The organism is Bradyrhizobium sp. BR 10289 (assembly GCF_019455385.1).
GTDB lineage: Bacteria > Pseudomonadota > Alphaproteobacteria > Rhizobiales > Xanthobacteraceae > Bradyrhizobium.
On sequence record NZ_JACOFR010000007.1, the window covers coordinates 184,873 to 197,315 of the forward strand.

At 64.7% G+C, this 12,443-nt stretch carries 7 protein-coding genes; all 7 read right to left on the bottom strand.

Translation table 11 applies throughout. The features are described 5' to 3' along the window. Nucleotide 1: 1 nt before the first annotated feature. Nucleotides 2-1,204 (bottom strand): efflux RND transporter periplasmic adaptor subunit, encoded by a 1,203-nt coding sequence (locus HYH08_RS14910; RefSeq protein WP_220010567.1) that lies wholly within the window; start codon nt 1,202-1,204, stop codon nt 2-4. Then, nucleotides 1,191-4,370, bottom strand: coding sequence for an efflux RND transporter permease subunit (locus HYH08_RS14915; RefSeq protein WP_220010568.1), 3,180 nt, complete (start codon nt 4,368-4,370; stop codon nt 1,191-1,193). The genes HYH08_RS14910 and HYH08_RS14915 overlap by 14 nt, the downstream gene beginning before the upstream one ends. A gap of 166 nt (nt 4,371-4,536) precedes the next feature. Continuing rightward, the gene (locus tag HYH08_RS14920; protein ID WP_220010569.1) at nt 4,537-6,231 is read right to left on the bottom strand and encodes a methyl-accepting chemotaxis protein; all 1,695 of its coding nucleotides are present in this window, start codon (nt 6,229-6,231) and stop codon (nt 4,537-4,539) included. 235 nt (nt 6,232-6,466) lie between these two features. Beyond that, a complete protein-coding gene (locus HYH08_RS14925) occupies nt 6,467-8,155 on the bottom strand; it encodes a methyl-accepting chemotaxis protein (protein ID WP_220010570.1) in 1,689 nt (562 codons plus the stop codon). A 371-nt stretch (nt 8,156-8,526) separates the two neighbouring features. Next, entirely contained in the window at nt 8,527-10,218 is a 1,692-nt protein-coding gene (locus HYH08_RS14930; RefSeq protein ID WP_220010571.1) for a methyl-accepting chemotaxis protein, read from the bottom strand. A 167-nt stretch (nt 10,219-10,385) separates the two neighbouring features. Further along, complete coding sequence (gene otnK, locus HYH08_RS14935) at nt 10,386-11,660, bottom strand: 3-oxo-tetronate kinase (RefSeq protein WP_220010572.1); 1,275 nt, start codon at nt 11,658-11,660, stop codon at nt 10,386-10,388. Further along, the gene (otnI, locus tag HYH08_RS14940) at nt 11,657-12,439 is read right to left on the bottom strand and encodes a 2-oxo-tetronate isomerase (RefSeq protein WP_220010573.1); all 783 of its coding nucleotides are present in this window, start codon (nt 12,437-12,439) and stop codon (nt 11,657-11,659) included. Before otnI ends, otnK begins: the two co-directional genes overlap by 4 nt. Nucleotides 12,440-12,443 lie beyond the last annotated feature (4 nt).

Genomic DNA, 12,443 nt, shown 5'->3' on the forward strand with positions numbered 1-12,443 from the left:
TCTAGCTCTTCGGCGGCTGCTTCTCCGACGCGGTCGCGGGCTTGCCCTTGGTACCGGGGCCAACCACACGCACCGCATCGCCGTCGGAGAGGCCGTCCGGCGGGGCGGAGATGACGCGGTCATCGGGCGCAATGCCGGAAGCAAGCTCGATTTCCTTGCCGAGGTCGCGGGCGATCGTCACGGTCTTGAACAGCACCTTGTCGTCGGCACCGACGGTGGCAACGCGCAGGCCGCTGCCGTTAAAGATCAACGCACTGGCGGGAATGCTGAGCGGCGCGGAGTCGCGTTGCAGGTTGAGCTTCACGCTGGCATAGCCGCCGGGCATCAGCTCGCCATTTGAATTGTCCAGGACAAGCTGCATCCGGGTGGTGCCGGAGGCGACGTCCACAGCTTGTGAAGACGCCTCCACCGTCGCCTGGAAATTCCGGTTCGGATATTCCGGCAGCGTGATGGTGGCCTTGGCGCCCATCTTGATGGCGGGCACGTAGTTCTGGGGCACGTTGATGTAGACGCGCAGCTTGGTGATGTCGGAGACCACGAACATCGCCGGGCCCGAGCCGCCGCCGGAATTGATCAGCGCGCCGACGTCGGTGTCGCGCGCGGTGACGACGCCGTCGAACGGCGCGGTGATCTTCTTGTAGCCGGCGAGTGCCTCCAGCCGCTCGACATTGGCCTGGCCCGAGCGGACCGCGGCGTTCTTGTTGGAGAGATCGGCGGTGCGCTCGTCGATCTCCTGGGCGGAGACGAAATTGGAGGCGACCAGCGTCTTGCGGCGATTGAGGGTCGCTTCCGACAGCCGCGCGCTGGCCTGCTGGCTGGCGAGGTCGGCTCTAGCCTGCAACAGCTGCTGGTCGAGGTCCGGCGCCTCGATCTCGGCGATCACCTGGCCGGCCTTGACGCGGGCGCCGATATCGGCGCTCCAGCTTTTGAGATAGCCGGGAACGCGGGCGAAGATCGGCGCGCGATAATAGGCCTCGAGCCGCCCCGGCAGGTCGATGGTCGAGTTGAGCGCCTTGGCGTTGGGCTGGGTCACTGCGACGCTGGGAACGGCTTGGTCGTCGGTCCATTCCTTCAGCTTGGAGCCCTGCTCCTCGCGGGCCCGGATGCCGGTGCCGACGACGAGGCCTGCCGCAATCAGCGCCACCACGCCGAAAATGCCCAGTTTCCGGTGCGACACCGGGACGCGGGATTCAGTGGGCGACATGCGGAGTCTCCAATAAGGCGGCACCTTTGGCGCCCTGTTTCTTGTGGACCATGCTGAACACCACGGGAACAAACATCAGCGTGGCGAAGGTTGCAAAGATCAGGCCGCCGATCACGGCGCGGCCGAGCGGTGCGTTCTGCTCGCCGCCCTCGCCCAGCCCCAAGGCCATCGGCGCCATGCCGATGATCATGGCGAGCGCGGTCATCAGCACCGGGCGGAACCGGACGAAGCCGGCTTCGAGCGCCGCGGCAATGGGATCGCCGAGTTCCTCGTAACGCTCGCGGGCAAACGAGATCACCAGCACGCTGTTGGCGGTGGCAACGCCCATGCACATGATGGCGCCGGTCAGCGCGGGCACCGAGAGCGTGGTCTGGGTGGTGAAGAGCATCCAGACGATGCCGGCGAGCGCCGCCGGCAATGCGCTGATGATCACGAACGGATCGGACCAGGACTGGAAGTTCACGACGATCAGCAAGTAGATCAGCACGACGGCGCCGAGCAGGCCGAACAGAAGGCCGGTGAAGGCGCTGTTCATGGTCTGCACCTGGCCCAGCAGCACCACGGACGAGCCCTTCGGCACCTCTTTGGCGGTGTCGGCGATCAGCTGGCGGATGTCGTTGGAGACGGCACCGAGATCGCGGCCCGAGGTCGTGGCAAAGATCTGCACCATCGACTGGATGTCGTATTGCGACACCACGGCGCTCGAGATCGAGCGCTTGATGTCGGCGATGCCGCCGAGGATCGGCGACTGGGCATTGCCTGCCGCCGTGATCGGCAGCGTCTGCAGCGCGCTGAGCGAATCGATCTGGTATTGCGGCGTCTGCATCACGATCGAGTAGGACACGCCGTTATCCGGATTGAGATAATAGGTGGGCGCGACCTGCGAGGAGCCCGCGAGATTGACCACGAGGCTGTTGGTAACGTCGCGCTCGGTCAGGCCGACATATTGCGCGCGGGTGCGGTCGACATCGATGTTGAAGGTCGGATTGCTCGGCGATTGCTGGATGCGCGCGTCGGCGACGCCGGGAATGCGCCGGACCTTTGCCAGCAGATTGTTGGCGTAAGCGAAGTTCGCGCTGATGTTGGCGCCGCGGATCTGAAGGTCGATCGGCGCCGGCGCGCCGAAATTCAGGATCTGGCTGACGATGTCGGCGGGGAGGAACGAGAAGCTGACGCCCGGGAACAGCCGCGGCAGCTGCTCGCGCAGCACCTTCACGTGCTCCTCAGTCGGCTTGTGGCCTTCCTTCAGCTTGATTTGGATGTCGCCGTCCTGCGGGCCGATCACGCCGGTGTTGTTGTAGGTCATGTTGATGCCGGAGATCGGCATGCCGATGTTGTCGGTCATGGTCTCGATCTCGCCCGGGACGAGCTTGCGCACCGCCTTCTGCACGTCGGCAAGCTGGTTGGCGGTCTCCTCGACGCGCGTGCCCACTTGCGTGCGGACATGCATCAGGATGTTGCCGGCATCGACCGCGGGGAAGAAGTTGCGCCCGAGAAACGGCACCAGCGCGAACGACGCGCCGACCACGCAGAGGAATCCGATCACGAAGATTCCGCGGTGCGCCAGCGCCAGCCCGAGAAAATCATGATAGCCGCCGCGAATGCGCTCGAACCGCTTCTCGAAGCCGCGCTGGAACCAGACCAAGGGATTGCGCGATTTCGGCGGCTCGCCCTCGTGATGGACGTGCGGCTGCAGCAGATATTTCGCCATGGTCGGCACCAGCGTGCGCGACAGGATGAACGACCAGATCATCGCGAACATCACCGCTTCCGCCATCGGCACGAACAGGAAGCGCGCAACGCCGGTGAGGAAGAACATCGGCACGAACACGATGCAGATGCAGAGCAGCGAGACGAAGGCCGGCGTCACGATCTGGTTGGCGCCGTCGAGGATCGACTGCTCGACCGGCTTGCCCTGCTCGAGATGGTAGTTGATGTTCTCGATCGTCACGGTGGCGTCGTCGACGAGGATGCCGACCGCCAGCGCAAGGCCGCCGAGCGTCATGATGTTCAGCGTCTCGCCGATCGCTGACAGCATGATGATGGCCCCTAGCACCGAGAGCGGGATCGAGACCGCGATGATGATGGTCGAGCGCCAGCTGCCGAGGAACAGGAGGATCATGACGCTGGTCAGCAGCGCCGCGATCACGCCTTCGAAGGCAACACCCTGGATCGCGCCGCGGACGAACACCGACTGGTCGCCGATGAAGCCGATCTTCAGCGCATCCGGCATCTGGTCCTTGACGTCGATGACCTTTTGCTTGATGCCGGCGATGATATCGAGCGTCGAGGTCGCGCCCGCTTTCAGCACCATCATCAGCACCGAACGATTGCCGTCGACGTGGACGATATTGGTTTGCGGCGGATTGCCGTCACGCACGGTCGCGACGTCGCGCACATAGACCATGGCGCCGTTGACGGTCCTGATCGGCAGATTGCCGAGCTCGTCGATCCGAAGCGGCGAGTTGTTGAGCTGGATGTTGTATTCGAACTGGCCGATCTTCTGGGTGCCGACCGGCGTGATCAGGTTCTGCGCGGCCAGCGCATTGGCAACGTCCTGGCCGGACAGGCCGCGGGCCTGGAGCGCGGTGGGGTCAAGGTCGATCTGGACCTGGCGCTGCTTGCCGCCGAACGGATAGGGGATCGCAGCTCCCGGTACGGTGACCAGCGGCGTGCGCAGCTGGTTGATGCCGATGTCGGCGAGGTTCTGCTCGGTCAGCCCCTCGCCCGACAGCGCCACTTGGATGATCGGCACGGTCGAGGCGGAGTAGTTCAGGATCAAGGGCGGCGTCGCGCCGGGCGGCAGCTGCTTCAAGAGCGTCTGCGAGATCGCGGTGACCTGGGCGTTGGCGGTACGGATGTCGACGGTCGGCTGGAAGAAGATCTTGACGATGCCAAAGCCGTTGTAGGAATTGGCCGTGATGTGCTCGATGTCGTTGACCGTGGTCGTCAGCGAGCGCTCGAACGGCGTGGTGATGCGGCCCGACATCTGGTCCGGCGGCAAGCCGGTATACTGCCAGACCACGCCGATCACGGGGATGCGGATCTCGGGAAAGATGTCCGTCGGCGTCCGCAGCGCCGCCAGCGGTCCGATGATCAGGAGCAGCAGCGCGAGCACGACAAACGTGTAGGGCCGGCTCAGGGCAATACGGACCAGAGCAATCATTCGTCAGGCAATTCCAGCTCAGGCAGGGATACGGAATCCGCCCCCACGGGGATCCTGTTTCCCCTTTACCCGAGCACCGCAGGAAAGGCTAATAACCAGAACTATCCTGCATTCAATTCCCTGCTACCGCACTGCAAAACCGACATCGCAGCCATGCGAACGGCCGCTAGGCCGCCCGGACCGAATTCAGGAACTTGCCGACCTCGAGCTTGAGCCGGTCGGAATCGCGCGACAGCATCTGCGCTGCCGACAGCACCTGCGAGGAGGCCGAGCCGGTCTCGGACGCGCCACGCTGGACGTCGCCGACATTGGACGACACCTGTTGGGTGCCCTGGGCGGCCTGCTGCACGTTGCGGGCAATCTCCTGGGTGGCCGCGCCCTGCTCTTCCACCGCTGCCGCGATCGCCGAGGAGATCTCGGACAGACGCGCGATCGTGCCGCTGATCTCGCTGATGGCGCTGACCGACTCCTCGGTCGCCGCCTGGATGCCGCCGACCTGCTGGCCGATCTCGCCGGTGGCCTTGGCGGTCTGCTCGGCGAGCGCCTTCACCTCGGAGGCAACCACCGCGAAGCCGCGGCCGGCTTCGCCGGCCCGCGCCGCTTCGATGGTCGCGTTCAGCGCCAGCAGGTTGGTCTGGCCGGCGATGGCGTTGATGAGCTCGACGACGTCGCCGATCCGGGATGCTGCTCGCGACAATTCGCTGACGCGTTCGGTGGTGGCGTGCGCCTGATTGACCGCCTCACTGGCGATCCGGGACGAATCCTGCACCTGCCGGCTTATCTCGCGCACCGAAGACGACATCTCCTCGGCCGCCGACGCCACCGAATGCACGTTGGCAGAAGCCTCCTCGGACCCCGATGCCACCACCGTGGCCAGTTCCTGCGCCCGGCCTGCGGTCGAGGACAGGGTCGAGGCCGACGCTTCGAGCTCGGTCGCGGCCGACGAAACGGTCTCGACGATCTCGCCGATCGCGGCCTCGAAGCCGTCGGCGAGCCTGGTCATGTCGGCCTTGCGCTGGGTCTCGGCGCGGCGCTGGACCGCCTGCACCTCGTCGCGGCTGAAGCGGACGATGGTTTGCACGGTCTGGAGGTTGCGCAACGCTTCCCCGATCTCGTCGTCGCGCTCGATGACGATGCGATTGTCGAGCTTGTCCTGCACGAGGTTGACCAGCGTGTCATTGAGCTGCTGCATCGGGCCCTGGATCGCCCGCATGGTGGCAAGGCCGGCAAAGCCGACCATGGCCGCGCCGACGAGGGCCAGCAGCGCCAGCGTCAAGCTGGTCGAACCGGAGGTGAACAGCGCACCGCCGACGCCGAGCGCCAGCATGAACAGCGCCTGGAGCGCCATCGTTGTGACGAGACGCGCCCTCAGCGTCTTGGTGAAGACGCCGAAGCGGTCGAGCCACGAGCGGCGGCGGATGATGCCGGCATCGATGCGATAGCCGTGCGACTTCTTCTCGCGGATCGCCGCGTAGACTTCTTCAGCGAGCTTGCGCTGGTCGGCCGGCAGCCTGGTGCGGATCGAGGTATAGCCCTTGACCTCGCCGTTCTCGCGGATCGGCGAGGCCGTCGCCAGCACCCAGTAGAAGTCGCCGTTCTTGCGGCGGTTCTTCACCGCGCCGAGCCAGGGCTTCCCCGCCTTCAGCGTGTCCCAGAGATTGTCGAACGCCTCCGGCGGCATGTCGGGATGACGGACGATGTTGTGCGGCTGGCCCATCAGCTCGTCCGAGGTGAAGCCGGCGGCGGCGAGGAAGTCCTCGTTGAAATAGGTGAGCTTGCCCTTGAGGTCGGTGCGGGAGACGATCAGCGTCTCGTCGCTGACAGGATATTCAACCTGGGTAACAGGGAAATTCTTGCGCATTGGGGCCTCCCAAATGAATTGACTACGTGTTCATTCCAATTCGGACGGCCGCTGTTCGAGTCGTCTTTGCGCCATTCTCATAAAGTGAATTTAACTATCCATGAAACCGGGTTCCCGTAGCTATACGGGTACTTCCCCATGATGCTACCTGTAAGGGACACCCCGATACCGAGGCCGAAAATAAAAGAGCGGCGCTTTTGGCGCCGCTCTTCGTGAGGGATGGCTCTGCGGATGGCTACGCCGCTCGGACGTTGGTCAGGAATTTGCTGACCTCGGTCTTCAGGCGCGTGCTGTCGTTCGACAGCATCTGCGCCGCCGAAAGCACCTGCGAGGACGCCGTGCCGGTCTCGGTCGCGCCGCGCTGCACGTCGGTGATGTTGGAGGAGACCTGTTGCGTGCCCTGCGCGGCCTGCTGAACGTTGCGGGCGATCTCCTGGGTCGCGGCGCCCTGCTCTTCCACCGCCGCGGCGATCGCCGAGGAGATTTCCGACAGACGCTCGATGGTCGAGGAGATCTCCTTGATGGCGCCGACCGAGTCGTTGGTCGCAAGCTGGATACCAGAGATCTGCTGGCCGATCTCGCCGGTGGCTTTCGCGGTCTGCTCGGCGAGCGCCTTCACCTCGGAGGCGACCACCGCGAAACCACGCCCGGCTTCACCGGCGCGCGCCGCCTCGATGGTGGCGTTCAGCGCCAGGAGGTTGGTCTGGCCGGCGATGGTGTTGATCAGTTCGACCACATCGCCGATGCGTGCGGCAGCCTTGGACAGCTCGCTGACGCGCTCGGTGGTGGCGCGGGCCTGACCGACGGCGTCGCCGGCCATGCGGGCCGATTCCTGCACCTGACGGCTGATCTCACCGACGGAGGAGGCCATCTCCTCGGTGGCCGAGGCCACCGACTGCACGTTGGTCGAGGCTTCCTCGGAGGCGGCAGCAACCGTGGTGGCCAGCTGCTGGGAGCGTTCGGCCGTACCAGTCAGCGTGCCGGCGGAAGCTTCCAGCTGGCTCGACGCGGACGATACCGTTCCGATGATCTGGCCGACAGCTCCTTCGAAATCATCGGCGAGGCGGATCATGTCCGCCTTTCGCTGTTCAGCGTTGCGGCGCTCGGTGGCCTCTTGCTCGGCCTTGAGGCGTTCGACCTCAATGGCATTCGTCTTGAAGACTTGAACCGCCGCAGCCATGTGCCCGATCTCGTCCAATCGGCCGACGCCTGAGATCTCCACGCTTGTGTCGCCCTTGGCGAGAACGCCCATCTCGCCGGTGATCCGCTGGATTGGGCGGGCAACCATGCCGACCATGCCGAACGCGCCCAGGACTGACAGCGCGACGGTCACCAGCCCTCCGATGACCATCGTCCAGGTCGCCCGAACACTGGCAGCGTTCGACGCCTCGGCACGGACGGAGAGCAGCGAGCGCTCATCCTGGTCCATTTCCTGCACGACCTTGCGGAGACCGTCCATCGCCTTCTTGCCGGCGCCGGAGGCTTCCAGCTCGCGCGCCTTCGCCTGCGTCGCCGGATCCTTCATCAAGGCGATTTCGCGCTGTGCGACGTTTGAGAACCAGTCGCTCGCGTGCTCCTTGACGTATTGAATGCGCTTCTGCTGGACCGCGTTGTCCGACGTCAGGGATCCGACGGCCGAGACAGCCGCGCTGAATTCCTTTTGTCCGTTTTCCCAGGGGGCCAGAAAACTGGTATCGCCGGAGACCAGATAGCCGCGCACGCCTGTTTCCGAATTGACCATGCCGCTGACGACATTCTGGAGCTGCTCCAACACCTCGTAGGTGTGCACCGTCATCTTGTTGGTGGAGTCGATGGTATTGAGGGAGCTGTAGACGCTCGCGCTGCTGATGCCGATCACGGCACAAATAGCGGCGAAGACGACGGCGAGCTTGGTGACAATTCGCGCGTTATTAATCCGGGACATCCAATGATTCCAACATTTGTTAAGTCACGGAACCATTAGCCGCGAGAAACTTACCTGTTCTATTAATCATATCGCCCGTAGGACTACGGAACGCGGAACGGTTGCAGATTGCGCAAGTACAAGCCGCCGCGAGGAGACATTTCCAAACGTAAAGGGCGTGAGGTTCTGTCTGAGGCGGGATCCGCGGGGCCTGTCGCAACCGGCCTGGAGGGCGATCGCCGTTCCGCTTCGGAGCACGGCTCTCAGTTCTTGTTTCGCGCATCTACGCGAAACGGCATCTGCTTCGCTCGGAAGCGCTCCGTGGAGCAAGTTACGGGCAGGGGTGGCGGCGCATCCATGGGGCGCGCCGCCCGATGCTCAGCTGATGTGACTCATGCTGCGCGGACGTTGGTCAGGAATTTGCTGACCTCGGTCTTCAGGCGCGTGCTGTCGTTGGACAGCATCTGCGCCGCCGAAAGCACCTGCGAGGACGCCGTGCCGGTCTCGGTCGCGCCGCGCTGCACGTCGGTGATGTTCGAGGAGACCTGCTGCGTCCCCTGGGCCGCCTGCTGCACGTTGCGGGCGATCTCCTGGGTCGCCGCGCCCTGCTCTTCCACCGCCGCGGCGATCGCCGAGGAGATTTCCGAGAGCCGCTCGATGGTCGAGGAGATCTCCTTGATGGCACCGACGGAGTCGTTGGTCGCGGCCTGGATGCCGGAGATCTGCTGGCCGATCTCGCCCGTTGCCTTGGCCGTCTGCTCCGCGAGCGCCTTTACCTCGGAAGCAACAACCGCGAAGCCGCGACCGGCTTCACCGGCGCGCGCCGCCTCGATGGTGGCGTTGAGCGCCAGGAGGTTGGTCTGACCGGCAATGGTGTTGATCAGCTCGACGACGTCGCCGATGCGCGAGGCCGCCTTGGAGAGTTCGCTGACGCGCTCGGTGGTGGAGCGGGCCTGGCCGACGGCATCGCCCGCCATGCGCGCCGATTCCTGCACCTGACGGCTGATCTCGCTCACCGAGGAAGCCATCTCCTCGGTCGCCGAAGCGACCGACTGCACGTTGGTCGAGGCTTCCTCGGACGCGCCGGCCACCGTGGTCGCCAGCCGCTGCGAGCGATCGGCGGTCGAGGTCAGCGTCGAGGCGGAAGCCTCCAGCTGGGTCGAAGCCGACGACACGGTCTGCACGATCTCGCCGATCATCGTCTCGAATTCGCGGGTGATGTTGTCGACGCGGCGGCCACGCTCGATCTTGGCTTCGGCGTCGGCCGCGGCAGCCTCGTCGGCGGCCTTCTTGGCAATCAGCGCCTCCTTGAAGATCTGAAGCACGTCGGCCATGGCGCCGATCTCGGTCTTCTCGCCGCGGTGCGGCACCTCGGCGGAGAGGTCGCCCTTGCCCAGCGCCTGCATCGGCTCGATGATCGAGTTGATGCCGCTGGAAACGTCCTGGACCAGGTAGAAGCCGACACCGAGCCCGATGATGACGGCTGCGCCGAGAATGATCGAGACCAGCATGAAGGCGTAATAATAGGTGTCGCCGGCGTCGGCGGCGGCCTGGTCGCCGCCCTTGGTGTTGAGCTCGATGTCCTTGGCCAGGATGGTGTCGGCCTCAAGCCCGATCTTGTTGACCGTCTTGGTGTTCAGCTCATGGGCTTCGTGCGGGATCTTGTTGGCATCGCGGCGCGACAGCGCCATGACTTCCTGCGTGCCCTTCTTGTAGTCTTCCCAAACCTTGGACCACTTGTCATACAGAGCACGCTCTTCGGGCGAGGTGATCATCCCTTCATAGGATTTGCGGAACTTGGTGTTCGCCTCGATCACGGTTGCCAGCGTCTTTTCGACTGCCAGCTTTTCTTCCATCGTCTCCGACAGCATGTGTTCGCGAATGACGTTACGGTAGGTGATCACGCCGGCCCGCAGGTCGCCGAGCACGCGCACGCTCGGCATCCAGTTCGTGGTGATGTCGACCGTATTGGCGTTGATCGCTCGCATCTTCATGACGGCGAGCAGGCCCATGCCGGCCATCGCGACCAGCAGGAACGCCACGACGCTGATGATCTTGGCGCGGATGGAAATCTTGGCGAACATAATCGGTCTCTTTGCGTTAGCGCGGCGGCGCGTCCGGAAATGATGGATCAACGAAAGGGCGCGGCGCCAACATCCAACAACAAAGCAACTGAACAGTTGTTAACTACGACTCCGCACAAGTACGGAAACCCGAAAGGCATGAACGAGGCACTAAGAATGCCCTGCGCTCAGCGCATGAGCCCAAGCGCGTTCGAGAAAAATTCCGGCCCACCGAAGTTGCCGGACTTCAGAGCGAGCAGCATGTCGCCTCCCGCGCCGACCGCGCGCAGCACCGGAACGCCCGCGGCGATTTCCACTCCTACGAGAAATCCGGGAATCCTCAACCGATCGACGACCGCGCCCGAGGTCTCGCCGCCGGCGACGACCAATCGCCGAACGCCTGATTTCACAAGGCCTTCCGCGATATCGGCCATGGCCTGCTCGATCGCATGGCCGGCCGCGTCACGGCCGTGACGTGCCTGGAGCGCTGCGACCTGATCCGGGGTCGCGCTCGATGCAATCAGCACCGGACCATCAGTCAATCGCTGCTTCGCCCAGTCCAGTGCACGCTGCGATTCGCCTGCCCCCGTAAGAATACGGTCGGGGTCGAGATGAAGCACCGGCATGACCTTTTCGGCCTTCGCGATCTGCTTGAGCGTCGCCTGCGAGCAGCTTCCGGCAAGGCACGCCGCCGCTCCGCCGACCGCAGCGGAGGTGTCGCCGCCCGCCGCGGCCGACTTGACCTTGCCCGTCGAGACCAGCGCGCGCGCCAGCCCGAGGCCGATGCCGGAGGCGCCGACCGACAGAAGATGTTCAGCGGCCACGAGCCCGATGGTCTCGAGGTCGCGGTCGAACACGGCGTCGATGATCGCGGCCCCAATCCCCTGGCCTGCGAGCTCGGCCAGCCGCGCCCGCACCGCATCTGCGCCGCGGGTGACGGTGGCGAGGTCGACGAGGCCAATCTGCGTCCTGCTCTGGCGCGCCAGCACCCGCACCAGATTGGAATCGTGCATCGGGTTGAGCGGGTGGTCCTTCAGCGGGCTCTCGTTCAGCGGTACGGCGCCGACGAAGAGGTTGCCCTGGTAGACGGTGCGTCCGGTCTCCGGGAAGGCCGGGGTCACCAGCACGGCGCCCTCGCCGCAATCGGCGCGCAAGGCATCCATGACAGGGCCGATGTTGCCGGCATCGGTGGAATCGAAGGTCGAGCAGATCTTGAACAGCACGTGACCGGCACCGCGACCGCGCAGCCATTTGTCCGCCGCGCGTGCGCGCGACACGGCAAGGCCAGCCTCGATCGAGCGGCTCTTCAGGGACACCACGACGGCATCGACCTCGGGCAGCGCGATATCATCGGCGGGGATGCCGATGGTCTGCACAGTGCGCAAGCCCGCGCGCGTCAGCGTGTTGGCGAGATCGGAGGCGCCGGTGTAGTCGTCGGCGATGCAGCCCAATGCGAGGGTCACGGCTTCACTCCCGCATAGGGCTTGAACCAGGCGAGGCCATCGGTGGTCTTGCCGCGCGGATTGTATTCGCAGCCGACGAAGCCGGCATAGCCGAGCCGGTCGAGCTCTTCGAACAGGAACGCATAGTTCAGCTCCTCGCCGTCGGGCTCGTTGCGCGAGGGAATGCTGGCGATCTGGACGTGCCCGACGATCGGCATCATCTCGCGCAGCCGCATGGTGACGTCACCATGGATGATCTGGCAGTGATAGATGTCGAACTGCAGCTTCAGGTTCGGCAGCCTGAGCTCCTGGATCAGGTCGCGGGCGAAGCCGAAATCGTTGAGGAAGTAGCCGGGCACGTTGCGCGGATTGATCGGCTCGAGCACGATATCGATGCCGTGGGGCGCGAAGAATTCCGCCGCCCATGCCACTGATTTGTAAAAGGCTTCGATCGCGACGCGCTCGCCGCGATTGGCGATGCCCGCCATCAGGTGCAGCCGCTTGACGCCGGTCGCCTTGGCATAGGGCAGCGCGGTCTCGAGGCTCGCCTTGAGATCGTTGAACCGCGCCGGCAGCGCGGCAAAACCCTTCTCGCCGGCATTCCAATCGCCCGGCGGCAGGTTGAACAACGCCTGGGTCAGGCCGTTGCGCTTGAGCCGCTCGCCGACGGCCTCGGCTGGATGCTCGTACGGAAAGAGGAATTCGACGGCGGTGAAGCCGGCTGAAGCTGCGGCTTCGAAGCGGTCGAGGAACGGCACCTCGGTGAACATCATCGAGAGGTTGGCGGCGAAACGGGGCATTGGA